At 70.1% G+C, this 23,597-nt stretch carries 24 protein-coding genes and 2 tRNA genes; 19 read left to right on the top strand and 7 right to left on the bottom strand.

Going from position 1 to position 23,597, the window contains the following annotated elements; translation table 11 throughout:
* Positions 1–136: 136 nt before the first annotated feature.
* Together gyrB and gyrA are read left to right on the top strand one after the other, a co-directional pair.
* On the top strand, positions 137–2,164 hold the full coding sequence (gene gyrB / locus J2X26_RS04405; protein ID WP_307490141.1) for a DNA topoisomerase (ATP-hydrolyzing) subunit B: 2,028 nt from the start codon (positions 137–139) through the stop codon (positions 2,162–2,164).
* A gap of 50 nt (positions 2,165–2,214) precedes the next feature.
* On the top strand, positions 2,215–4,821 hold the full coding sequence (gene gyrA, locus J2X26_RS04400) for a DNA gyrase subunit A (protein WP_307490140.1): 2,607 nt from the start codon (positions 2,215–2,217) through the stop codon (positions 4,819–4,821).
* Between the two features lie 64 nt (positions 4,822–4,885).
* Here gyrA and J2X26_RS04395 read toward each other — a convergent pair whose 3' ends face one another.
* On the bottom strand, positions 4,886–5,107 hold the full coding sequence (locus J2X26_RS04395; protein WP_307490139.1) for a hypothetical protein: 222 nt from the start codon (positions 5,105–5,107) through the stop codon (positions 4,886–4,888).
* Positions 5,108–5,285: 178 nt separating this feature from the next.
* Here J2X26_RS04395 and J2X26_RS04390 point away from each other — a divergent pair, with 178 nt between their 5' ends.
* The 4 genes from J2X26_RS04390 to J2X26_RS04375 all read left to right on the top strand — a co-directional run bounded on the left by J2X26_RS04390 (position 5,286) and on the right by J2X26_RS04375 (position 6,140).
* Positions 5,286–5,750, top strand: coding sequence for a DUF3566 domain-containing protein (locus J2X26_RS04390; protein WP_307490138.1), 465 nt, complete (start codon positions 5,286–5,288; stop codon positions 5,748–5,750).
* A gap of 70 nt (positions 5,751–5,820) precedes the next feature.
* Positions 5,821–5,894 (top strand) — tRNA-Ile (locus J2X26_RS04385).
* A 22-nt stretch (positions 5,895–5,916) separates the two neighbouring features.
* Positions 5,917–6,036: a DLW-39 family protein gene (locus tag J2X26_RS04380; protein ID WP_307490136.1), complete on the top strand. Its 120-nt coding sequence runs from the start codon at positions 5,917–5,919 to the stop codon at positions 6,034–6,036.
* Between the two features lie 28 nt (positions 6,037–6,064).
* Positions 6,065–6,140, top strand: a tRNA-Ala gene (locus J2X26_RS04375).
* Between the two features lie 44 nt (positions 6,141–6,184).
* Here J2X26_RS04375 and J2X26_RS04370 read toward each other — a convergent pair.
* Positions 6,185–6,868 carry a DUF4386 domain-containing protein gene (locus J2X26_RS04370; RefSeq protein ID WP_307490135.1) on the bottom strand — a complete coding sequence of 228 codons (684 nt, stop codon included), beginning with the start codon at positions 6,866–6,868 and terminating at the stop codon, positions 6,185–6,187.
* A 130-nt stretch (positions 6,869–6,998) separates the two neighbouring features.
* On the opposite strand from J2X26_RS04370, the gene J2X26_RS04365 reads away from it, so the two are divergent.
* Positions 6,999–8,201 (top strand): sensor histidine kinase, encoded by a 1,203-nt coding sequence (locus tag J2X26_RS04365; RefSeq protein ID WP_307490133.1) that lies wholly within the window; start codon positions 6,999–7,001, stop codon positions 8,199–8,201.
* Positions 8,189–8,857: a response regulator gene (locus tag J2X26_RS04360; RefSeq protein WP_307490132.1), complete on the top strand. Its 669-nt coding sequence runs from the start codon at positions 8,189–8,191 to the stop codon at positions 8,855–8,857. The genes J2X26_RS04365 and J2X26_RS04360 overlap by 13 nt, the downstream gene beginning before the upstream one ends.
* 24 nt (positions 8,858–8,881) lie before the next feature.
* Here the strand turns inward: J2X26_RS04360 and J2X26_RS04355 are convergent, their stop codons facing one another.
* Both J2X26_RS04355 and J2X26_RS04350 read right to left on the bottom strand, forming a co-directional pair.
* Positions 8,882–9,586: a DUF7168 domain-containing protein gene (locus J2X26_RS04355; RefSeq protein ID WP_307490130.1), complete on the bottom strand. Its 705-nt coding sequence runs from the start codon at positions 9,584–9,586 to the stop codon at positions 8,882–8,884.
* An 88-nt stretch (positions 9,587–9,674) separates the two neighbouring features.
* Positions 9,675–10,322, bottom strand: a complete 648-nt coding sequence (locus J2X26_RS04350; RefSeq protein WP_307490129.1) for a GNAT family N-acetyltransferase — start codon at positions 10,320–10,322, stop codon at positions 9,675–9,677.
* 84 nt (positions 10,323–10,406) lie between these two features.
* Here J2X26_RS04350 and J2X26_RS04345 point away from each other — a divergent pair, with 84 nt between their 5' ends.
* Genes J2X26_RS04345 through hisF form a run of 5 tightly spaced genes read left to right on the top strand, consistent with a single transcriptional unit; the run spans position 10,407 to position 14,447 of the window.
* Positions 10,407–11,333, top strand: a complete 927-nt coding sequence (locus J2X26_RS04345) for an ABC transporter ATP-binding protein (protein WP_307490127.1) — start codon at positions 10,407–10,409, stop codon at positions 11,331–11,333.
* Positions 11,330–12,166: an ABC transporter permease gene (locus tag J2X26_RS04340; RefSeq protein WP_307490125.1), complete on the top strand. Its 837-nt coding sequence runs from the start codon at positions 11,330–11,332 to the stop codon at positions 12,164–12,166. Before J2X26_RS04345 ends, J2X26_RS04340 begins: the two co-directional genes overlap by 4 nt.
* The gene (locus tag J2X26_RS04335) at positions 12,163–12,981 is read left to right on the top strand and encodes an ABC transporter permease (RefSeq protein ID WP_307490123.1); all 819 of its coding nucleotides are present in this window, start codon (positions 12,163–12,165) and stop codon (positions 12,979–12,981) included. The genes J2X26_RS04340 and J2X26_RS04335 overlap by 4 nt, the downstream gene beginning before the upstream one ends.
* A gap of 43 nt (positions 12,982–13,024) precedes the next feature.
* Positions 13,025–13,660, top strand: coding sequence for an imidazole glycerol phosphate synthase subunit HisH (hisH, locus tag J2X26_RS04330; protein ID WP_307490121.1), 636 nt, complete (start codon positions 13,025–13,027; stop codon positions 13,658–13,660).
* The gene (gene hisF, locus J2X26_RS04325; protein WP_307490119.1) at positions 13,650–14,447 is read left to right on the top strand and encodes an imidazole glycerol phosphate synthase subunit HisF; all 798 of its coding nucleotides are present in this window, start codon (positions 13,650–13,652) and stop codon (positions 14,445–14,447) included. Before hisH ends, hisF begins: the two co-directional genes overlap by 11 nt.
* 67 nt (positions 14,448–14,514) lie before the next feature.
* Here hisF and J2X26_RS04320 read toward each other — a convergent pair whose 3' ends face one another.
* On the bottom strand, positions 14,515–17,673 hold the full coding sequence (locus tag J2X26_RS04320; protein ID WP_307490118.1) for a glycoside hydrolase family 9 protein: 3,159 nt from the start codon (positions 17,671–17,673) through the stop codon (positions 14,515–14,517).
* 192 nt (positions 17,674–17,865) lie between these two features.
* Complete coding sequence (locus J2X26_RS04315; protein ID WP_307490116.1) at positions 17,866–18,810, bottom strand: hypothetical protein; 945 nt, start codon at positions 18,808–18,810, stop codon at positions 17,866–17,868.
* A gap of 130 nt (positions 18,811–18,940) precedes the next feature.
* Here J2X26_RS04315 and J2X26_RS04310 point away from each other — a divergent pair, with 130 nt between their 5' ends.
* Both J2X26_RS04310 and J2X26_RS04305 read left to right on the top strand, forming a co-directional pair.
* Positions 18,941–19,480 (top strand): peptidylprolyl isomerase, encoded by a 540-nt coding sequence (locus tag J2X26_RS04310; RefSeq protein WP_055916107.1) that lies wholly within the window; start codon positions 18,941–18,943, stop codon positions 19,478–19,480.
* Between the two features lie 76 nt (positions 19,481–19,556).
* Positions 19,557–20,354 carry a rhomboid family intramembrane serine protease gene (locus J2X26_RS04305; protein ID WP_307490114.1) on the top strand — a complete coding sequence of 266 codons (798 nt, stop codon included), beginning with the start codon at positions 19,557–19,559 and terminating at the stop codon, positions 20,352–20,354.
* 311 nt (positions 20,355–20,665) lie between these two features.
* On the opposite strand, the gene J2X26_RS04300 is transcribed toward J2X26_RS04305, so the two are convergent.
* Entirely contained in the window at positions 20,666–20,914 is a 249-nt protein-coding gene (locus J2X26_RS04300; RefSeq protein ID WP_307490112.1) for a cell division protein CrgA, read from the bottom strand.
* 199 nt (positions 20,915–21,113) lie between these two features.
* Here J2X26_RS04300 and J2X26_RS04295 point away from each other — a divergent pair, with 199 nt between their 5' ends.
* From J2X26_RS04295 to J2X26_RS04280, 4 genes are read left to right on the top strand one after another with little or no spacing between them, the layout of a single operon-like run.
* The gene (locus J2X26_RS04295; protein ID WP_307490111.1) at positions 21,114–21,941 is read left to right on the top strand and encodes a DUF881 domain-containing protein; all 828 of its coding nucleotides are present in this window, start codon (positions 21,114–21,116) and stop codon (positions 21,939–21,941) included.
* Positions 21,938–22,732 (top strand): class E sortase, encoded by a 795-nt coding sequence (locus J2X26_RS04290; protein WP_307490109.1) that lies wholly within the window; start codon positions 21,938–21,940, stop codon positions 22,730–22,732. The genes J2X26_RS04295 and J2X26_RS04290 overlap by 4 nt, the downstream gene beginning before the upstream one ends.
* Before the next feature lie 31 nt (positions 22,733–22,763).
* Positions 22,764–22,922 (top strand): hypothetical protein, encoded by a 159-nt coding sequence (locus J2X26_RS04285; protein ID WP_307490107.1) that lies wholly within the window; start codon positions 22,764–22,766, stop codon positions 22,920–22,922.
* A gap of 1 nt (position 22,923) precedes the next feature.
* Complete coding sequence (locus J2X26_RS04280) at positions 22,924–23,547, top strand: aminodeoxychorismate/anthranilate synthase component II (protein ID WP_307490105.1); 624 nt, start codon at positions 22,924–22,926, stop codon at positions 23,545–23,547.
* Positions 23,548–23,597 lie beyond the last annotated feature (50 nt).

Raw genomic sequence — 23,597 nt, 5'->3', positions numbered from 1 at the left:
CGTCCACCAGGTAGACTGTGAAGGTCATTCCTGGCGCATCTGTGCCTGGAACTCCAGCGTCATGGAGTGATCCGATCCGGTGAAGTTCGGTCGGCGCCCTCCGTCGCGTGTGAGAGCTTGAGGAGCACCACCGCCCGTGGCCGAGCAGAGCACCACCCCGTCCAGCACGTTGAAGAGCGGCAACGGCGGGTACGACGCCAGCGCGATCACGGTGCTCGAGGGGCTCGAGGCGGTGCGCAAGCGCCCCGGCATGTACATCGGCTCCACCGGCGAGCGCGGCCTGCACCACCTGGTGTCCGAGGTCGTCGACAACTCCGTGGACGAGGCCCTCGCGGGCTACTGCGACCACGTCGAGGTCACGCTGCTCGCGGACGGCGGCGTGCGCGTCGTCGACAACGGCCGTGGCATCCCGGTCGCCATCCACCCGACCGAGGGCCGGCCGACCGTCGAGGTCGTCATGACGATCCTGCACGCGGGCGGCAAGTTCGGCGGCGCCGGCTACGCGGTCTCCGGCGGTCTGCACGGCGTCGGCATCTCTGTGGTGAACGCGCTGTCCACACGGGTCGAGACCGTGGTCAAGCGCGACGGCTTCACGTGGCAGCAGAACTTCTCCGACGGCGGCAAGCCGCTGGGCGAGCTGCAGAAGGGCGAGCCGACCGACGAGACGGGCACGTCGCAGACGTTCTGGGCCGACCCCAGCATCTTCGAGACCACCGAGTACGACTTCGAGACGCTGCGCGCGCGCTTCCAGCAGTACGCGTTCCTCAACAAGGGACTGCAGATCTCCCTGACGGACGAGCGTCCGGAGCACGTGGGCACCGGCGACGAGCTCGCCGGCGACGAGGAGACGGCGCCGACGTCGCGCAACGTCACGTACAAGTACGACGACGGCCTGGTCGACTACGTGAAGCATCTCAACAGCGCCAAGAAGGTGGAGGTCGTCCACCCGGACATCATCGACTTCGAGTCCGAGGACACCGAGCGCCGGATCGCCGTCGAGATCGCCATGCAGTGGACCAACGCGTACTCCGAGTCGGTGCACACGTACGCCAACACGATCTCCACCACCGAGGGCGGGACGCACGAAGAAGGCTTCCGCGCCGCGATGACGTCCCTGATCAACCGCTATGCGCGGGAGAAGGGCATCCTCAAGGAGAAGGACGAGAACCTCACGGGCGACGACATCCGTGAAGGACTGACCGCCGTCATCTCCATCAAGCTGGGCGAGCCCCAGTTCGAGGGCCAGACGAAGACGAAGCTGGGCAACACCGAGGCCAAGACATTCGTGCAGCGCGTGGTCAACGAGCAGCTGGGTGACTGGCTGGACTCGCACCCGAACGAGGCCCGTGAGGTCATCCGCAAGTCGATCCAGGCCGCTGCCGCTCGCATGGCGGCCCGCAAGGCTCGCGAGGCCACGCGCCGCAAGGGTCTGCTCGAGTCGGGCGGCATGCCGGGCAAGCTCCGCGACTGCCAGTCGAGCCGGGCCGAGGAGTGCGAGGTCTTCATCGTCGAGGGCGACTCGGCCGGTGGCTCCGCGGTCCGTGGGCGCAACCCGCGCACGCAGGCGATCCTCCCGATCCGCGGAAAGATCCTCAACGTCGAGCGGGCGCGGCTGGACCGGGCGCTGGGCAACCAGGAGGTCCAGGCGCTGATCACGGCCTTCGGGACGGGCATCGGTGAGGACTTCGACCTGTCCAAGCTCAGGTACCACAAGATCGTGATCATGGCCGACGCCGACGTCGACGGCCAGCACATCCGGACCCTGCTGCTGACGCTGCTGTTCCGGTACATGCCGAACCTGATCACCCACGGTCACGTCTACATCGCGCAGCCGCCGCTATATCGGATCAAGTGGGCGAACGCCGACCACGACTACGTCTACACGGACCGTGAGCGCGACGCCGTCATCGCCGACGGGCAGGCCAACGGCAAGCGGCTGCCGAAGGACAACTCGGTCCAGCGGTACAAGGGTCTGGGCGAGATGGACTACCAGGAGCTGTGGGAGACGACGATGTCGCCCGAGCACCGCACGCTCCTGCAGGTCACCCTCGACGAGGCCGCGGCCGCCGACGAGATCTTCTCGATCCTCATGGGCGAGGACGTCGAGTCCCGCCGCTCGTTCATCCAGCGCAACGCGAAGGACGTGCGCTTCCTCGACATCTGATCGAGCGCGCGCACGGCCCGAGCAAGCAAGCAACGACGTAAGGAACCACGTTGAGCGAGACCACCGGCAACGAGATCGAGCACGGCCGCATCGACCAGGTCGACCTGCAGCTGGAGATGCAGCGCTCGTACCTCGACTACGCCATGTCCGTGATCGTCGGACGGGCACTGCCGGACGTCCGTGACGGTCTCAAGCCGGTGCACCGCCGCGTGCTGTACGCGATGTACGACGGCGGCTACCGCCCGGACCGCCAGTTCTCCAAGTGCTCGCGCGTCGTCGGCGATGTCATGGGCAAGTACCACCCGCACGGTGACACGGCGATCTACGACGCCCTGGTCCGCCTGGTGCAGGACTGGTCGCTGCGGTACCCGCTGGTGTCGGGCCAGGGGAACTTCGGCTCCCCGGGCGACGACCCCGCGGCCGCCCCGCGGTACACCGAGTGCAAGATGGCGCCGCTGTCCATGGAGATGGTCCGGGACATCGACAAGGACACCGTCGACTTCCAGGACAACTACGACGGCCGCACCCAGGAGCCCACGGTCCTGCCGTCGCGGTTCCCGAACCTGCTGGTCAACGGCTCGGCCGGCATCGCGGTCGGCATGGCGACCAACATCCCGCCACACAACCTGCGCGAGGTGGCCGAGGGTGTCCAGTGGCACCTGGACCACCCCGAGGCGTCGCGCGAAGAGCTGCTCGCGGCCCTCCTGCTGCGCATCAAGGGTCCGGACTTCCCGACGGGCGCGACGATCCTGGGCCACAAGGGCATCGAGGAGGCGTACCGCACCGGTCGCGGCTCCATCACGATGCGCGCGATCGTCGAGGTCGAGGAGATCCAGGGCCGCATCTGCCTGGTCGTCACCGAGCTGCCGTACCAGGTGAACCCCGACACGCTGGCGAAGAAGATCGCGGACCTGGTCCGCGAGAACAAGGTCACCGGGATCGCGGACATCCGCGACGAGACGTCCGGCCGCGCCGGCCAGCGCCTGGTGATCGTGCTCAAGCGTGACGCCGTCGCGAAGGTCGTGCTGAACAACCTCTACAAGCACACGCAGCTGCAGGACACGTTCGGCGCGAACATGCTCGCCCTCGTCGACGACGTCCCCCGCACGCTGAGCATCGACGCGTTCGTGCGCCACTGGGTCACCCACCAGCTCGAGGTCGTCGTCCGCCGCACCGCTTTCAAGCTGCGCGAGGCCGAGGCGGACATCCACATCTACCGCGGGTACCTCAAGGCGCTCGACGCGCTCGACGAGGTCATCGCGCTCATCCGCCGGTCGCCCGACGCCGATGAGGCCCGTGCCGGCCTGATCGCGATGCTCGACATCGACGAGCTCCAGGCGAACGCGATCCTCAACCTGCAGCTGCGCCGGCTGGCCGCGCTGCAGCGCCAGGAGATCCTCGAGCGCTACGCCAAGCTCGAGGCGGAGATCCTCGAGTACCAGGCGATCCTCGCCTCGGAGCAGCGCCAGCGGGACATCGTGTCCGAGGAGCTGGGCGAGATCGTCGCGAAGTACGGCGACGAGCGCCGCACGACGATCCTCCCGTTCGACGGCGAGGTCAGCGTCGAGGACCTCATCGCCGAGGAGGAGATGGTCGTCACGATCACCCGCGGTGGCTACGCCAAGCGGACCCGGTCGGACAACTACCGGGCGCAGCGGCGCGGCGGCAAGGGCGTGCGCGGCGCACAGCTGCGCGAGGACGACCTGGTCGACCACTTCTTCGTCACGACGACGCACCACTGGCTGCTGTTCTTCACCAACCTCGGTCGCGTGTACCGCGCCAAGGCGTACGAGCTGCCCGAGGGCGGCCGCGACGCGAAGGGCCAGCACGTCGCCAACCTGCTGGCGTTCCAGCCGGGCGAGAAGATCGCCCAGGTGCTCGACATCCGCGACTACACCAAGGCCGAGTACCTGGTGCTGGCCACGCAGCGCGGCCTGGTGAAGAAGACCCGCCTGTCCGACTACGACTCGAACCGGTCCGGCGGTGTCATCGCGATCAACCTGCGCGAGGACGACGAGGGTCTGCCGGACGAGCTGGTCTCGGCGCGGCTCGTCGACTCGGACCAGGACCTCATCCTGGTGTCTCGCAAGGGCCAGTCGGTGCGGTTCACCGCGTCCGACGAGTCGCTGCGGCCCATGGGCCGGGCCACGTCGGGTGTCACGGGCATGAAGTTCCGGGCCGACGACGAGCTCCTGGCCATGGACGTCGTGCGCGAGGACGCCTTCCTGTTCACCGTCACCGAGGGCGGCATCGCGAAGCGCACCGCGCTCACCGTCGAGAACTACCGCCAGCAGGGCCGCGGCGGTCTGGGCATCAAGGTCGCCAACCTGCCGGAGGCGAACGGCGACCTGGTCGGCGCCCTCGTGGTGGACCCCGACGACGAGGTCCTGGTCATCATGGAGCGCGGCAAGATCGTGCGTTCGGCCACCGCGGAGGTCAACGCCACGGGCCGCACGACGCAGGGTGTCATCTTCGCCAAGCCCGACAGCGGGGACAGGATCATCGCGGTCGCGCGCAACACTGAGCGACACCTGGCCGACGAGCCAGGTACCGTGGGCGCTGAGAATGGCCAGGTTTCGGACGTCCCGGACTCCCCCGTCGGTGAAGAGGCGTCCGAGGCTGAGGCTGTGACAGACCCGCCAGCGGAGGACGCATGACCGATTCCACGCCCCCCTCGATCCCGCCACGCAAGCGCCCGACGACCCCGACGACGGCCGGCCGTCAGACGACGTCTGCGCCGCGCACGGGGTCCGGACCGACGTGGAGCGACAGCGAGGACGCCGCGACGCACGTGCCGAACCTGAACGGCTCCAACGGGACGACCACGTTCACGGTGCCCGCGAGCGTGTCACCCCCGACGGTGACGCCGACGCGGACGTCCACGTCGGCGGCCCGGACGGCGACGCCGATCCGTCCGGATCGTCCCGAGGCCGGGACCACCACCGCGACATCTCCACAGGATCGTGACGCTTCCGTCCCCGGAACCAGCGGTGAGCCCGAGCCACCGTCCCCGATGATGGTGGCGGTGGACACCGCCACCGTCTGGCTCAAGAAGGCCGGCGTCGCCACGTCTGCCGCGTTCACTGCGGCCACCCGACCTCGTCCTCCCAAGGAGCCGTCCATGACCACCACTCCGGCGGCCCCCCGGACGGCCACGTCGACCGACAACCTCACGGGTGCCCGGCCGAGCACGGGACGCATCCCGACGGTCGGCTCGCACGGCGCCCCGCGCCGGGTCCGGCTCGCCATCTCGCGCGTCGACCCGTGGTCCGTGATGAAGCTGTCGTTCCTGCTGTCGGTGGCCATCGGCGTGATGATCGTCGTCGCTGCGGCCGTCGTCTGGTTCACGCTCAACGGTCTCCAGGTGTTCACCAAGGCGGACGACCTGGTCACCCAGATCACCGGGACCGAGAGCGGAATCGACATCCTGCAGTACGTCGAGTTCCAGCGGATCATCTCCGGCGCGACCCTGATCGCGGTCATCGACGTCTTCCTGCTCACGGCTCTGGCGACCATCGGCGCGTTCCTCTACAACATCGTGGCGGCGCTCGTGGGCGGTGTGCACGTGACCATGACGGACGAGTGATCGTCGGTTTGGGTGGTGCCCCTGCCCTGGGGTAGTCTCATCCGGCGCCACTGCGGCGCGCGCAGTGCACGGGCCTATAGCTCAGACGGTTAGAGCGCTTCCCTGATAAGGAAGAGGTCACAGGTTCAAGTCCTGTTAGGCCCACTCCCGACCCGTGGGGGAACCGATGAAGAAGCTCCTGCTCCTGGCGGCCGTTGCCGCCATCGGATTCTTTGTGTGGCAGAAGTACGCACAGGATCGTGACGAGCGAGACCTGTGGGCAGAGGTCACCGACACGTTCGAGTGACGGTCGGGGGCCCGCCGCTGTGCGGCACGGGGCCATGGCGCAATTGGTAGCGCACCTGCTTTGCAAGCAGGGGGTTAGGGGTTCGAGTCCCCTTGGCTCCACCACTCAGACGCGGGACATCGATGACCGATGTCCCGCGTCGTCGTTGTCAGCGACTGAGCACGGGTAGCGCGATCGGTGCGGCCCGGCGCACGCCGCGGACCAGCAGGTACGCGATCAGGGTGAGCTCGGCGACCGTGGTGACCGTCGCGACGACGGCGCTCAGGACGGTCGCGTCGGGGAGCCCGAACAGGATCACCGGGTCGAGCACCCATGCGACGGAGCCGGCGATCAGGAGCACACCGAGCCAGGTCGGGAACAGGGTGGTCCGGACCGCGGCCCAGCCCATCGGGAGCAGCCAGAGGCCGAAGAAGACCCCGCCGAGCGAGTAGCCGTAGGCGTGCAGGTCGAGCAGCAGCAGGGTGGTCGCTGCGTCGTACGCAGGGTCGATCGCGGTGATCAGGGCGCCGACCTGGAATGTCAGGTTGATCAGGATGGAGCTGGCGCCGACGGCGACGAAGACCAGCAGGGCGATGCCCGCGCGGCGGTGGACTCCGTCGAGCAGCCGGAAGAGCGTGAGGCCGAGGAGCACGAAGACGACGGCCATGAGGATGTCGGCCACGATGCTGAGTCGGAACAGGGCCTCGTGCTCGACGATCCCGGTGGCGGTGGCGGCCGCGTCGTCCGGAACGTACACCGATCCGCGCGCGGCGAGCTGCGCCCAGGAACCGAGCACGGCGAGAAGGAGATACAGGGCGCCCGCGGTTCGCGCGAGGGTGAGTGGTCTGATCATGGCCCCACCGTCCCGGTGCCGGGCGTGCCGCGGCATCGGCGCTGCGGCCAGCCCGGGCTCCACCGGATGGTGGAGACGGAGCGGCCGGAAGGTGGGCGAGGGCTGCGGACGCACTGCCTAGGCTGCCGTCATGCCCCAGAAGCCGCCCACCCCGCCGCAGCCTGCGCTGTCGGTCTGGTCCCGGGTCTGGCGATACCTGGTGGCCATCGCAGTGGGCGTCACCGCCTGGGCGATCTCGGCGGCCGAGCACACGAACTTCGCCCCCGAACCGGAGGGTGTGGCGGTCGGCCTGATCGCGCTCGACCTGCTGCTCGGGGTGCTGACGCTCGGGCTGCTCCCGCTCCGGCGGCGGTACCCGTTGGTGGTCGCGTGCCTGACGACCGTCGCGACGACGGTCTCCACGGCGAGCATCGGCCCGGCGACGATCGCGCTGGTCTCGATGGCCACGTGGCGCCGGCGGGCGTGGGTGATCGTCGTCGGAGCGGTGACGCTCGTCGTCAGCGTGCTGTCGGAGGTGTACTACCGCACCGCGTTCCCCGGTACCCCGCCCGACCGGTTCGTCATGCTGTTCGGCATCCTGGTCGGTATCACGTACTTCGTCGCGACGATGGCCACGGGCTACTACATCGGCACCCGGCGTGAGCTGGTCGCGTCGCTCCAGGAGCAGGTGGCGACGGCGGACCGTGAGCGGGAGCTCGCCTCCGAGCGGGCGCGGGACGCCGAGCGGACCCGGATCGCGCGGGAGATGCACGACGTCCTGGCGCACCGGATCTCGCTGGTCGCCCTGCACGCGGGAGCGCTGGCCTACCGCGACGACCTCACCCGCGAGGAGACCCGGGAGACGGCGCAGACGATCCAGTCGAACGCCCAGCTCGCCCTCAGCGAGCTCCGTCAGGTGCTCGGGGTGCTGCGGGCCGGGACGGACGCGGCGGGCATCGAACCTCCGCAGCCCACCCTGGCGGAGCTCCCCGCCCTGCTCGCCGACGCGGAGGAGGCCGGGTCGGCCGTCACGCTCGACACCACGGACCTGGCCGAGGACCCCCGCCCGCAGACTCTGTCCCGCACGTCGTTCCGGATCGTCCAGGAGGCCTTGACCAATGCCCGCAAGCACGCGCCCGGTGAGCCCGTGAGCGTCCGGCTGGCCGGTGGACCCGGCGCCCAGCTCCGGATCGAGGTGCGCAACAGCCTCAGCGCGCTCCCCGACGGGCGCCCCGGGGGTGTCGGCCTGGCCGGCCTGGCTGAGCGCGCGGAGCTGGCGGGCGGCGAGCTCGGCCACGGCGTCGGGTCCGACGGGTCGTTCGTCGTGGAGGCGAGGTTGCCGTGGCCGGCGTGAGCACGGTGCGCGTGGTCGTGGTGGACGACGACCCCCTGGTGCGCGCCGGGCTGCGGATGATCCTCGGTGGTGCACCCGACCTGGACGTCGTCGGGGAGGCGGTCGACGGGCAGGACGCGATGGACGTGATCGCCCGCGAGCTGCCGGACGTGGTGCTCATGGACATCCGCATGCCCCGGATGGACGGTCTGGCGGCGACCCGTCGGCTCAAGGAACGCGGGACGACCGCCCGGATCATCGTCCTGACCACGTTCGACACCGACGAGATGGTCCTCACCGCCCTGCAGCTGGGCGCCTCCGGGTTCCTGCTCAAGGACACCGCCCCGGCCGACCTCGTCGTCGCCGTCCGGCGGGTCGCGCTCGGGGAGCCGATGCTGTCGCCAAGCGTCACCCACCAGCTGATCGCGGCGGTCACCCGACCGTCCGACGACGGCCGGCGACGCAAGGCCCGCACGCTTCTCGCGCGCCTCACCGAACGGGAGCGGGAGGTGGCCGACGCGGTGTCCGACGGGATGACCAACACCGAGATCGCCCGGTCGCTGCACCTCGGGGTCGCCACCGTGAAGACGCACGTGGGCAGCGTGTTCACCAAGCTGGAGGTGACCAACCGCGTGCAGGTGGCGCGCTACGTGCACGACGCGGCCGACGACCGCTAGGTGGTGTGGACCTCCAGGGAGAACTCACCGCCCCAGGGCGCGCCCGCCGCTCCCGGACATCGTGCGGTCCGAGACGGCGATGTCGGCGCGAGCGCCCGCCGCTGCGCCGGCCGCCCATCCCCGACCCGAGAGCCGACGCGTCGTGCGGCGCAGGTCCGGGAACGCGTCAGCCACAGCGGCGTCGACGTCGCGATCCCGCGCGGCCAGGACCAGCGCACTCGACGTGCCCTCGGTCTCCGCCACGACGAGCACCTCGGCGTAGAACTGCCGCAGGCGGTCGGCGACGATCGATGCGAAGCCCGCGGCAAAGGTGCGCTTGTCGCTCACCGCGCTGCCGTGCCGATACATCTCCGCCAGCATCTGTGGCTCGAGCGACGCGGTCAGGACGGCAGCCATCGACATGTCCGAGGCGAAGCCGAAGGCGACGAACTCGGTGACACCATCCCGACGCACCCGCACCGGGCGACAGCCGAACGCGCGATAGACGGCATTGCGCAGCTCGATCCGGTCCGCGACCCATGATCCCTCGACGTGCACCTCCGCGCGGACCGGCTGACGCGCGCTCTCGCTCGTCATGCGCACCGCGGCCTCGTCGATGCTGTGCCGGAGCATGAGCTTCTCGGCGCGGACCCGGGCGAGCTCACGCTCCGGCTGGTGGGGCGAACCGCCGTCGGCGATCGCCAGCAAGGTGCGGATCAGCGCGAGGGTCTCGTCAGGGGACTTCGGCAACGGCGCTCCCGGGTCGGTGGTGGAGCGGCCACCGTAGGGGCAGGCACCGACACGCGGCGTGTGACGCGCGTACGACGAGCTGGACGCGTCAGATGCCGAGCTGCTCGCGGACGGCCGCGACCCCGACGAGGTCGACCTCCGGGCGCAGCTCGGCCGGTCGGCCGTCCCACGTCGCGCGGTCCAGCCCGTACCGACGGCTGGTAGCAGGCTTGCCCTCGCGGGCCAGGACCTCGGCGCCGTTCTGCGCATAGCCGATGCGACGGGTGACGCCGTTCGAGGAGGCGTTGTCGTCGAACGCGCTCGTCGTCGCGCGGAGGCCGTCGAACCCCTCGAAGAGCAGGTGCAGGATCATCAGCCGCATGCGGGTGCCGATGCCCTGTCCGTGGTGGCGCAGACCGAGCCACGACCCGGTCTCCGCGGTGCGCGTGACCGGGAAGTCGTGCGCCGTGAGCGACTGCGTGCCCAGCACCTCACCGTCCCGCACCACGGCGAGCTCGAGGTTCCACCTCTCCGGAGAGGCCGACGCGCGTGCACCCCACTGGTAGGTGAGCACGCTGCGCGACACCTCGGTCGGCGTGCCGCGCGTCCAGGGCACGGTGAACGGCATCGCGTCGGGCGCGTGCACGCCGTCGGCCGCGAGCCTCGCGAGGGCGTGGATGTCAGCGTCGTCCATGTACCGCAGCTCGAGGTCGCCGCTGCGGACGCGCAGCGCTGCGAGGGGCCAGAGGTCGTCCATCGGTGCAGGCTGCCCGGCGGCGCTGCCTCGGTCAACCGTATTGCGCTGGGGCGCTGTCGGTCCTCTCGTCTAGGTTGGACCGCTGTGACCGCACCCGTCATCGCCGCCCACGGCCTCACCAAGCGTTTCGGCGACTTCACCGCCGTGGACGGCATCGACTTCGAGGTCCCGCCCGGGGAGTCGTTCGGGCTGCTCGGGCCCAACGGCGCGGGGAAGTCCACGACCATGCGGATGGTCGGCGCGGTCTCGCAGCGCACGGCGGGAGACCTGACCGTGCTCGGCCTCGACCCCGACTCGCACGGCCCGGAGATCCGGTCGCTGCTCGGGGTGGTGCCTCAGGAGGACAACCTCGACACCGAGCTGCGCGTGCGGGACAACCTCATCGTGTACGGCCGCTACTTCGGCATCCCCCGGTCCGTGTGCGCGACGAGGGCCGACGAGCTCCTGGGGTTCGCGCAGCTCGAGGAGAAGCGCAACTCCAAGGTCGACGACCTCTCGGGTGGCATGAAGCGGCGGCTGACCATAGCCCGGGCGCTGATCAACGAGCCGCGCATCCTCATGCTCGACGAGCCGACCACAGGCCTCGACCCGCAGGCTCGGCACGTGCTCTGGGACCGGCTGTTCCGGCTCAAGGAGCGCGGCACCACCCTGGTGCTGACCACGCACTACATGGACGAGGCCGAGCAGCTGTGCGACCGGATCGTGGTCGTCGACAAGGGCAAGATCATGGCCGAGGGCAGCCCGTCGGCGCTGATCCGGCAGTACTCGACGCGGGAGGTGGTCGAGCTGCGGTTCGGGTCGGAGCGCAACGCGGAGGCCGCGGTCCGGATGGGCGGTCTGGTGGAGCGCATCGAGGTGCTCCCCGACCGGGTCCTGCTGTACGCGGAGGACGGCGAGGCGGTGCTCGAGCGCGTCACCGACCTCGGGCTGCACCCGACGACGTCGCTGGTACGACGCTCCAGCCTGGAGGACGTGTTCCTGCGGCTCACAGGGCGGAGCCTCATCGAATGACGACGACCCTCCCCGAGGCAGCCGTCACGGCCGCGGCCAGGCCGCGGCGCTTCGGCGCCTGGTACATCGCCGAGCACCAGCTGCGCGGCATGAAGGCGTACGGCTGGACCATCGTGGTCGGCAGCGTCGGCAACCCGCTGCTCTACCTGCTGGGCATCGGGCTCGGCCTGGCGGCGTTCCTCGACCAGCCGATCGCGTCCGGCGCCGACGGGCTCGTCGACTACGTGTGGTTCGTGGCGCCCGCGCTGCTGGCCACCGCCGCGGTCACGGTCGCGATGGACGAGTTCACCTTCGTCATCATGGCCGGGTTCAAGTGGCGCCGGATCTTCTGGGGCATGAACGCCTCCCCGGTCGCGCCGCCGCAGATCGCCGCGGGGCTGGTGATCTCGGTCGTGCTCCGGATGCTGTTCACCTGCACCATCTACTACCTGCTGATCCTGGCGTTCGGCGCGGTCGGCGACCCCGTGACCGGGGCTCTCATGCCGCTGGTCGGGGTGCTCGGCGGGCTGGCGTTCGGGCTGCCGCTGATGGCGTTCTCCGCGGGGCTGACCGAGGACAAGGGGCAGTTCGCGCTGGTGCAGCGGTTCGTCTTCACGCCGCTGTTCCTGTTCTCGGGCACGTTCTTCCCGCTCACCACGCTGCCGGTCTGGTTGCAGTGGATCGGCTGGATCTCGCCCATCTGGCACGCGAGCGAGATCGGCCGGACGCTCTCGTACGGCTCGCCGCCGGGTGCGTGGCCCGTCGGCTGGCACCTGGCGATCCTCGTCCTGCTCGCCGCGGTCGGCTGGGTCATGGCGCGGCGCGTGTTCGTGAGGAGGTTGCGGGCCGGATGACGACCACCACGACCGAACCCACCCACAAGGCCACGATCAGCTCCCTGTACGCGCGCAACGCACGTTCCGTGGTCGCGCGCGGGCTCAAGGCGACCAAGAGCACCAACTGGGTCATCGTGCTGTCCGGGTTCTTCGAGCCTGTGTTCTTCCTGCTCGCGATGGGCCTCGGGCTGGGCACGTTCATCGGCGACGTCGAGCTGCCGAACGGCGCGTCCGTCTCGTACGCGGCGTTCATCGCGCCGGCACTGCTGGCCGTCTCCGCGATGAACGGCGCGGTGTACGACTCGACGTGGAACGTGTTCTTCAAGATGCACTTCGGCAAGCTCTACGACGGGATGCTCGCCACGTCGCTGGGGCCGCTGGACGTCGCGTTCGGCGAGATCACGTACGCGCTGCTGCGCGGCGGTGTCTACGCCATCGGCTTCCTGACCGTGATGCAGGTCATGGGCCTGAACCTCGCGTGGTCCGCCGCCCTGGCCATCCCCGCGGTGCTGCTCGTGGCGTTCGGGTTCGCGAGCGTCGGCATGGCTGTGACCAGCTATATGAAGACCTTCCAGCAGATGGACTGGATCAACTTCGTGATGCTCCCGATGTTCCTGTTCTCGGCCACGTTCTACCCGATCACCGTCTACCCCGGATGGATCCAGGGGCTGATCAAGGCGCTGCCGCTGTGGCACGCCGTGGAGCTGGTCCGTGGCCTGACGCTCGGGGTGCTCGACGGCTCGATGCTCACGCACGTGGCCTACTTCGTCGCGATGATCGGCCTGGGTCTGGCGTTCACCACCGTGCGGCTGCGGGCGCTGTTCCTCGACTGAACGTCCGACATTTGAGACGGGTGTCCGGTGTAGGATTGGGCAAGTGATCGGGATCATCGACTACCGCACCGGTAATTCGCAGAGCATTGCTTATGCGCTCGAACATCTCGGTGTCCCGCACGCGCTCGTGGCCAAGCCGGGTGAGTGCGACGAGGTCGACAAGTACATCCTGCCGGGGGTCGGCGCCGCTGGCGTGACCATGGAGTCGCTGGCCCAGGAGGGCTGGATCGACCACCTCAGCGAGAAGGTTCTGGGCGATGGCCAGGGCTTTCTCGGCGTGTGCGTCGGGCTCCAGGTGCTGTTCGAGCACTCCGCCGAGGGTGACGTCGAGTGCCTGGGCTGGCTCCAGGGCAGCGTGCACGAGTTCGACAGCACGCAGGTCCGGGTGCCGCACATGGGCTGGAACACCGTCGACGTGCGCGGCGACCATCCCTTTTCCCGCGCATTCACGCCGGGCGGCTACTACTACTTCGTGAATTCATTCTTTGCGCGGCCCACCGACGATTCCACGCTGGTCGGAGTGACCACGTACGGCCAGGAGTTCGCGGCGGCCGTCGCGCACAAGAACATCATGGCGACGCAGTTCCACACCGAGAAGAGCGCGCGCGCCGGACTGCAGGTGCTGAAGTCGTTCTGCGACCTCGACATGAAGGACGTGACGGATCTCGATGCTCGCTAACCGGCTGATCGCCTGCTTCGACGTCAAAGACGGGCGCGTCACCAAGGCCCAGCAGTTCCAGGACAACATCGACGTGGGGGACCCGGCCGAGCTGGCCGACCGGCTCTACCACGAGGACGTCGACGAGATCGTCATCTACGACATCATGGCCAGCGCCCAGAAGCGCCAGATCGACCTGGCCATGGTCCGCAAGGCCGCGCACCGCACCTTCGTGCCGCTGACGGTCGGTGGTGGGATCCGGCACCTCGAGGACATGCACGAGGTCCTGCGCGCGGGGGCGGAGAAGATCAGCATCGACTCCATGGCCGTGCGCAACCCGCAGATCATCACGCAGGGGTCGGTCGAGTTCGGCCGGCAGTGCATCGTGCTGAGCATGCAGGTCAAGCGCGTGGACAAGACCGCGAAGATCCCCAGCGGCTACGAGATCGCCATCGACGGTGCGCGCACGTTCACCGGCATGGACGCGGTCGAGTGGGCGAAGCGCGGTCAGGACCTCGGCGCCGGCGAGATCGTGGTGAACAGCATCGACCGCGACGGGACCGGTGCCGGCTACGACCTGGACATCACCGGGCTGATCACCGAGGCCGTGAGCCTGCCGGTGATCGCGTCGGGCGGTGCAGGGCTGGTCACCCACGTGAGCGACGCCTTCGCGATCGGTGCCACGGGAGCGATCGTGAGCTCGATGCTCTACTCGCCGCGCGTCGAGCACACCCTGTCGGTCGAGGAGATGAAGGCGCAGCTCGGCGCGATGGGCGAGCGGGTGCGCCCGGTGCACAGCGCCGACTGACCCGGTCCGAACCTCGAAGGGCGCCCACCTCGGTCAGCGAGGTGGGCGCCCTTCGTCGTGCCGTCGGTCAGGAGACCGTGCAGGCCGCCCCGTTCACCGTGAAGGCGGTCGGGGCCGTGTTGGTGCCGGTGTGCGACCCGTTGAACCCGATGTCCGTGCTGGCACCCGGGGCCAGGGTGGCGTTCCACCCGAGCCCAGTCGCGGTCACGGCGGATCCCGTCTGGGCCCACGTGGCGCTCCAGCCCTGGGTCACCTGCTGGCCCGAGGGGAACGTGAATGCGAGGGTCCACGTCACCGGGGAGGTCGACGTGTTGGTGATCTTCACGCTGCCCGTGAAGCCGACGTTCCAGCTGTTGGCCGAGTACTTCACGGCGCAGCTGCTGGTGGACGTCGTCGGGAGGGTCGTGAAGGTCACCGACGTGCTCGCCGCCGAGGTGTTGCCGGCGCCGTCCTTGGCCCGCACCGCGTACGTGTACGCGGTGTTCGCCGTGAGGCCGGTGAGCGTCGTCGTCGCCGACGTCGGCGAGGCCACCAGGGTCGAGGTCGAGCCCTGGACCCGGTACACGTCGTACCCGGCCAGCCCGCTGCCGCCCGAGTCGGTCGACGCGGCCCAGGTGAGGGTCGCGCCGGTCTGGGTGATCGACGACGCGGCCGGGGTGCCCGGGACGGTGGGTGCGGTCGTGTCGGACGCGGTCGTCGTGGTGAACGTGACGCCGACCGAGTTGAGCGACACGTTCCCGGCGGAGTCCTTGGCCCGGACCGTGTACGTGTACGCGGTGCCGGGGGTCAGACCCGTCAGGGTGGTCGTCGTGCCGGTCGTCGACGCGACGAGCGTCGCGGTGGTGCCGACCACCCGGTGCACCTCGTACCCGGTGACGGCGTACGTGCCGGCGGTGGAGGCCGTCCACGTGAGCGTCGCGCCGGTCGTCGTGATCGCGGAGGCCACGGGGGTGCCGGGCCGACCGGGGACCACCACGTCGACCGGCGGGTCAGCGGTGGTGAACGTGCCGGCCGACGACGCGGCCGAGATGTTCCCGGCGACGTCCTTCGCCTTGACCGTGTACGAGTACGCGGTGCTCGGCGTGAGGCCGGACAGGACGGTCGACGCGGCCGTGGTCGACGCGACCAGGGTCGAGGTCGAACCCTGGACACGGTAGACGTCGTACCCGGCGACCCCGCTGCCCGAGTCCGTCGACGCGGTCCAGCTCAGCGACGCACCGGTCGAGGTGATGCCGGACGCGACGGGGGTGCCCGGGACGCTCGGTGCGGTCGTGTCGGTGACCGTGCCGGTCGGCTCGGTGCCCCAGATCAGCTTGCCGCCGTCGTAGAGCGTGATCGCCTTGGTCTTGGCCAGTGCGGTGGTGTTCAGGCCCGCGAAGGACGCGTCGTTGGCCGCGTTCCACGTGGAACCACCGCTCACCCGGAACTGCAGCTCGCGCCGGTGCTGCGACTGGCCTCCGGGGTAGATGTTCTGGCCCACGCAGCTGAGCTCGGCGTAGTAGAGCGTGCCGCCGGCGCTCACGGGCTTGCCGGTCTGCGTGCCGCACTCGCTGTAGTTCGTCGAGAGCGTCAGGTTCGCCGCCGAGTCACCGGAGTCGAGCGTGAACCAGTACCGCAGCGTGCCGTTCTTCAGCGCACGGGCAGGGAACGCCGACTGGTTGCGGATCATGGCCTTGATCTCGGTGAACGTGCCGCCGGCGGGCTGGTTGAGCATGGCCTCGACGAAGATCTCGTCGCCGTCGGGCTGCTCGGCGACGGGGAAGCCGGTCAGCGGGGTGCCGCCGTACTCCTGCGTCAGCCGCGCGAGCGCGCTCGAGAACCCGGCGTTGTAGTCGGTGGCCACCTCGTTGGCCGTGTAGTCGGACCGCAGGTCGGTGTAGGCGTCGTTGGCGCCGCTGGGTCCGCCGACGAGGGCGCCGTACAGGACGTGCCGCGTCTTCTCGGGCTGGGTCAGCGAGTCGAGCCACGAACCGTGCGCGGTGCGGTGGTGCGGGTTCTGCGGCGGGTTGGCGCCGAAGCCCACGACGTAGCTGGACTTGCGGGGGTTGTCGCCGAGCGCGTAGTTGATCTGGCGCACGCCGAAGTCGTGGTACCTGGCCTTGCGCGTGGCGTCGGTCAGCCAGTCGGAGTACACGAGCGCGACGAACGAGGTGTTCGCGGCGTAGCGCAGCGACCCCCACGAGTCGAGGACGGCCTGACCACCGGGCGAGTACGGGATCCGCTGACCGTTCACGCCGACCGTCCAGTAGTCGAGCCACCGGTTGGCGTCGTCGATGTACTGCTGCTTGCCGGTCTCCATGGCCAGCAGCGGGTACATCGCGTAGGTCTTGTCGTCCCACGCGACGGTCCACTTGTAGGACCGGGTCGTCGTCTGGTTCTCGACGCTCAGCTTCTGGTACTCCGCCTCGGCCTTCGCCAGGTAGGTGGCGTCACCGGTCGCCTTGTAGAGCCAGTACGCGCCCCAGACGAGCTCGTCCTGGTAGCCGGACCACGACTTGTAGTACGCCGCGGCGGCGGTGACGCAGTCGGAGTACTTGCCGCGGTAGGTGTCCGCGAACGAGTAGAGCTGCTTGGCGTGCGAGAGCAGCGTGGCGGAGTACGTCGGGTCGTCGGTCTTGAACACGATGGCCGCCGACGCCAGGGACGCCGCGGTCTCACCGGCGACGTCGGAGCCGGGGCAGGACGCGCTGACCTTGTACGACGGGCGCGCCATCGTCATGACCTCGGCGGGGCCCCACCACTTGTGGTCCGCCTCGCCGTCACCGATCTGCACGTACAGCTCGTTGGGTGCCGTGTGCGCCTTGATGAAGTAGTCGTTCACCCAGCGCAGGTTGCCCTTGAGCTCGTCGAGCTGGCCGGCCTTGGTGTAGCCCTGCGGCGCGGCGATCGCACCCCACGCGAGCATGGTGGAGCTGAACGCCATCGGCAGGCCGAACTTCACGTGGTCGCCCGCGTCGTACCACCCGCCCGTGAGGTTCTTGCCCACGTCGGAGCCGTCCGTCATCGCGGAGTCGCCGCGCCACGAGACGGGGTTGTCGGCGGGCAGGTCACCGGCGCGCTGCGCCTGGTAGAAGAACATCGACTTCTGGAGCGCCTCGGCGTAGTTGTACGCCGGGTCCGCGGCGGTCGCGGCGCCGGCCAGCGGGGCGACGAGCAGGCCGGCGGCGACGGTCAACGCGGTCGTGCACGCGATCGCGACGCGACCGCGGGATCTGGGGCGGGGCATGGGGTCCTCTTCCACGGCACGGGAGAAACACGGAGGCGGCGGGTGGCCCCGGCGTCGCCTCGCTGCGGCCCCGGCACGACGCGCCTGGCGCATCGTGCAGAGCGCGTGGTCCGAGGGTCAACGGCCAAAACGTTTCGGTAGACGACGACGGCCCCCGGTCCGTGGGGACCGGGGGCCGTGCGAGGTGCTGCGTCAGACCTGCTTGTCTCGCTCCTCGAGGTCACGCACCGGGTCCGGGATGGGGTCCACGACCGCAGCGGCGCCGGAGTCGACGACCGCGGGGGCCGTGACGTCGTCCGCCGGCTTCGTCGTGCGCCGCGTCGTGGCCTTCTTCGCCGCGTCCGTCGCGCCCGCAACCTTCTCCTTGGCGGCGTCGGTCGCCTCGGCCACCTTCTCGGTGGCGTCGGCCACCTTCTCCTTGGCTGCGTCCGTCACGGCCGTGACCTTCTCGGCGGCCTTGCGCGTGGCGTCGCGCCCCTTGGCGACGGCGCTGCCCGCCGCCTCCCCGACCGCGTCGGCCGCATCGCCCACGCGGGCGTGCGCGGTGCCGGCGTCCGTCGGCTCCCACGGCTCGGCCCACGGGTCCACGCTCGAGCGCGAACGCGTCCAGGCGGCGACCCCCGCACCGATGCCGATGAGCGCGGCGAGCAGCCAGAAGACCTTGGCGCCGGTGTGCTTCTTCTTGCCGGACGCCGCCTCGGCGGCCGCGGCGAGGGCCGCTGCCTGCTTCTTGCCACCCTTGGCGGCGCTGTCGGCGGCCTGCTCGACCGCCGCGCCGGCCCGGACCGCGGCCTCGTTCATCGCGGCGACCAGCTTGGGCAGGAGGTCGTCGACGAGCTTGTCGTGCGCCGTGTCGATGGCGGGCGACACCTTCTCGGCCGCACTCTCCACCTTCGGCGCGGCTGCCTTCACGCTCTCCTTGTACAGGTGCTCCACCCGCGGCAGCAGCCAGTCGATGGCCTGCTCGACCTTCGGGGTGGTCCAGTCCTTGGCCTGGGCGGCAGCATCCCCGGCCCTCGACGCGGCGGTCCCGGCGGTCTCCTTCGCGCTCTTCGCGGCGTCGGCGAGCGTGGCACCCAGGTCGGCCAGCTTGTCGCTGTCGACTTCGATCTTTGCGCGGCTCTTGGTGAACGGCATTCTCGGCTCCCGGCTCGTCGGCTGCACTGACCTCCCACTCTGCCACCGCGCGCGCGGCAGCGCAGTGGCTGTGGCCTGCGCACCTGTGAGATTGCCGGTGCTCCTTCGGGCATCGTGCGAGACTTCTCGCATGTTTGCGACCCTCCACACGACCGCCGGAGACATCCGGATCGAGCTGTACCCGAACCACGCGCCCCGCACCGTGCAGAACTTCACGGGGCTGGCCACGGGATCGACCCCCTGGACGGACCCGACCACGGGCGAGGAGCGGACCGACCCGCTGTACGACGGTGTCGTGTTCCACCGCGTGATCTCCGGGTTCATGATCCAGGGCGGGGACCCGCTGGGCACCGGCCGCGGGGGCCCGGGCTACACGTTCGACGACGAGATCCACCCCGAGCTGTCGTTCAACGAGCCCTACCTGCTCGCCATGGCGAACGCCGGCAAGCGCCTCGACCCCACCACGGGCAAGGTCGGCGGCACCAACGGCTCGCAGTTCTTCATCTCCGTGGCACCCACCGAGTGGCTCAACGGCAAGCACACGATCTTCGGCAAGGTCGCCGACGACGAGAGCCGTGCCGTGGTCGACGCCATCGAGAGCACCCGGGTCCGCCCCGGCGACCGTCCCGTCGAGGACATCGTCATCAACTCGATCACCATCGAGGACTGAGGGCACCATCAGCGGGTCCTCCTCCGAGCCGGGCGCGCCGGTCGCGCCGCCGGTCTGCCCTCGTCACCCGGACCGGGTGTCGTACGTGCGGTGCCAGCGGTGCGGCCGGCCCACCTGTCCCGAGTGCCAGCGCCAGGCCGCTGTCGGCGTCCACTGCGTCGACTGCGTCGCCGAGGCCGCCCGGGCGCTGCCCACCACCCGCACCGCGCTCGGTGGGGTCCGGCACGAGGGCCGGCCGATCGTCACGCTCACGCTGATCGGCCTGTGCGTGGTGAGCTTCGTCCTCCAGCTCGTCCTGCCCGACTGGACGGTGCGGTGGCTGTTCCAGCCGTACGTCGCGTTCTTCGAGCCGTGGCGGTTCCTCACCGCCGCCTTCCTGCACTCCCCAGGCCAGTACCTGCACATCGTGTTCAACATGGTCGCCCTGTGGTTCGTCGGGCCCACTCTGGAGAACACGCTCGGTCGCGCGCGGTACATCACCCTCTACCTGATGTCCGCCATCGGCGGCTCCGTCGGCTCGGTGCTGCTGGCCACGGCCACGGACAGCTGGGCGACCACCAGCGTCGGTGCGTCCGGTGCGGTGTTCGGCCTGTTCGGCGCGATCCTCGTGATCAGCAAGCGGCTGGGCGGCGACGTCCGCGGCATCCTCGTGCTCATCGGCATCAACCTGGCGCTCGGCTTCGTCATGGCGAACATCGCGTGGCAGGCGCACGTCGGTGGGCTGCTGACCGGTGGGCTGCTCGCCGCGGCCTACGCCTACGCGCCGCCGGCCCGCAGGAAGCTCGTCGCGGTCGCCGCACCGGTCGCGCTCGGTGCCGTGCTGCTCGTCGCCACCCTGCTGACGTACGCGTCGATCGGCGCCTTCTCCCTCTGACGTGCCGGAACGTGCGGCCCTCACGATCGCCTGGAGAGCCGGTTTCGACGGCCTCGTCGCCGTCCCCACGCTTACCCACACCTGTGGAACTACACCCGTGTAGTTATCCACAGACTTGTGCACCGCTGGGGACAGCCGCCGCGTTGTCGCAGGTCAGAACGGGTGGCTGTGGACGACTGTCGCGGCGCCGCGGTGGGGGCGAAGGTGGGGACGGAGCACCGATGGGGAGGATTCGGACGTCCCGGCCCAGGGGTCGACGAAGGCGCCGCCCGCACGGTGTGCGAGCGGCGCCCAGGTGCGAGTGTCCGGCGTCAGCGCCAGCGCGTCGTCATGGCGAAGCCACTGACGATGAAGGCGAACCCGATGAGCAGGTTCCACTGGTTGATGCCGGGGATCGGGTACTGCGACTGCGTGAGGTACGTGACGACGATCCAGATCAGACCGAGGATCATCAGCCCGAGCATCACGGGGAGGAACCAGGGCGCGTTGACCTTGGGTCCCGTCGACTTGGCGGGCGGCGGTGTGTACGTCGCCTTCTTGCGCGACTTCGACTCAGGCACGTCCGGTGCTCCTGTCCTGCGGCGATGCGGCCCTCGGGCCACGGGAGACCACGCGGGTGACGTCGTGGTCGTGGGGTGGTCGATCATGCTGCGACGGTGCCGCATCGTCACGGACTCGTCGCTTCGTGACCTAGCGTAGTGCCAGCCCGTACTGTGCCCGTCTTCCCACCCGCTGGGCGTCCCGCCCGAGGAGCCGTTCGTGACCGACCACCCGCACCGCGCGCGTCGTGTCGTCGCGCGCGGAACGCTGTCGGTCGCGCTCGTCCTGGCCCTGTCCGGCGCGCTCTTCGCAGCGAACGCCAAGTTCGCCCGCGCCTCCGGCGAGCGTCACCCGCAGGACCTGCGCGAGCTGGCCCAGGTGGAGACCGACCGGGTGGAGCGGCTGTCCACCGAGGTCGACGACCTGCGCGCGGTCGTGGACGACCTGACCACGAGAGAGAACGCCGGGACGCCCGTGGGCGAGCCCAGCACGGCGTACGTGGTCGAGGGCGGGATCGTGCCCGTCACCGGGCCCGGGGTGACCGTGCGGCTCGACGACGCGCCCGCCGACTCCCCGCGGCGCGAGGACGCACTGCCCGACACGCTCGTCGTGCACCAGCAGGACCTGCAGGCCGTGATGAACGCCCTGTGGGCCGGCGGCGCCGAGGCGATGACGCTGATGGACCAGCGGGTGATCTCGACCAGTGCGTTCCAGTGCGTCGGCAACGTCCTGAAGCTGCACGGCCGGGTGTACTCGCCGCCGTACGTGGTGCAGGCGATCGGCAACCCGGACGACCTGCGCAAGGCCCTGAACGCGTCCCCGGCCGTCCAGCTGTACCTGCGTGACGCCGCGGAGGTAGGGCTCGGCTGGTCGGTGACGGACGCGGACCAGCCGCTCGAGCTCGCCGCGTACTCGGGCACCACCGAGCTGGGGTCCGCGACCGTGCCCGACGGCGTCGAGATCCTGCCCGGGCTGGAGGCGGCCGAGGCGGCCCAGCGGGCCAGCACCGGACCCACCCCCACCCCCGGATCCGAGGACAAGCAGTGAGCGAGACGACGACCGAGCCGCCTCCCCTCACCCGTCGCGAGCGGCGCAAGGCGAGCCACGCCCGCGACGTCACCTACCGCGTGGTCGGGGTGATCGGCGAGCTCCTGATCACGCTCGGCGTCCTGCTGTTCGCGTTCCTGCTTTGGCAGCTGTGGTGGACGGATGTCGTCGGCAACCGGGCGCAGGCCGAGATCGTGGCCGAGCTCCCGTTCGAACCCGTGCCGACGGCCACGCCGAGCGCCGGGGCACCCGCCGGACCCGTCATCGCCCCGCCGCGTCGCGACGAGCCGCCCGTCATGGCGGAGCCGCCGCACGCCACGACCTTCGCGACGATCCAGGTGCCGCGCTGGGTGGGCGAGCCGGAACGCCCGATCAGCCAGGGGACCGACCGGGCGACCGTGCTCGACGTGCTCGGCGCCGGGCACTACGAGGGCACGGCGATGCCCGGCGGACTCGGCAACTTCGCGGTCGCCGGCCACCGGACCACGTACGCCAAGCCCTTCAACCGGGTCGAGGAGCTGCAGGTCGGCGACCCGCTGATCATCCGCACGACCGACAACATCTGGTACGTCTACCGGGTGACGTCGACGGAGATCGTGGATCCGTCCAACGTCGGCGTCATCGCGCCCGTGCCCGGCGACCCCGGCGCGGTGCCCACGGAGCGCCTCATCACGCTGACCACGTGCCACCCGATGTTCTCCGCACGGGAGCGGTTCATCGTGCACGGCGTCCTGGACTACTGGGCGCCGACGTCGGACGGGATCCCGGCCGAGCTGGCCGGTGGCGCATGATGGTCACCTGCGCGCGGGACGGAGGACGCTGATGTACGGATGGTTGTGGCGCAGGCTGCCCGGTCCCGCGGGCGTGCGCGCGCTGATCCTCACGGTCGCGGCGCTGGCTGTGCTGGCTGCGTGCTTCCTGTGGGTGTTCCCGGCGGTCGCGCCGTTCATGCCGTTCAACGAGACCACGGTGGGTGAGTGAGATGACGCGGATCCTGGTGATCGACAACTACGACTCGTTCGTCTACACGATCGTCGGCTACCTCAACCAGCTCGGTGCCGAGACGGTGGTCGTCCGCAACGACGCCGTGCCGCCCGTCGAGGAGCGCGCCGGGTTCGACGGTGTCCTGGTGAGCCCTGGTCCCGGCACCCCTGCCGACGCCGGGCAGAGCATGCAGGTCATCCGCGACTGCGCGGCCGTCGGCCTGCCGATGCTCGGGGTGTGCCTCGGTCACCAGGCGCTCGGTGAGGTGTTCGGCGGCACGGTGACTCACGCCCCCGAGCTCATGCACGGCAAGACCAGCCAGGTGGAGCACAAGGGCGAGGGTGTGCTCGCCGGGCTGCCCGACCCGTTCACCGCGACGCGGTACCACTCGCTCGCGGTCGTGAACGACACGGTGTCCGACGAGCTGGAGGTCACGGCGACCGCCCACGGCATCATCATGGGCCTGCAGCACGTCTCGCTGCCCCTGCACGGCGTGCAGTTCCACCCGGAGTCGGTGCTGACCGAGGGCGGTCACCGCCTGCTGGCCAACTGGCTCGAGATCTGCGGCGACGACCAGGCCGTGGCGCGCTCGGAAGGGCTGCACCCGCTCGTCCGCCTCTGACCCCACGACGAAGGGGCCGTCCCAGCCGGGACGGCCCCTTCGTCATGCAG

Source organism: Cellulomonas humilata (assembly GCF_030814415.1).
Classification (GTDB): domain Bacteria; phylum Actinomycetota; class Actinomycetes; order Actinomycetales; family Cellulomonadaceae; genus Cellulomonas; species Cellulomonas humilata_A.
The sequence above is the reverse complement of the archived record's forward strand: the minus strand, read 5'-3'. Positions and strand labels throughout refer to the sequence as shown.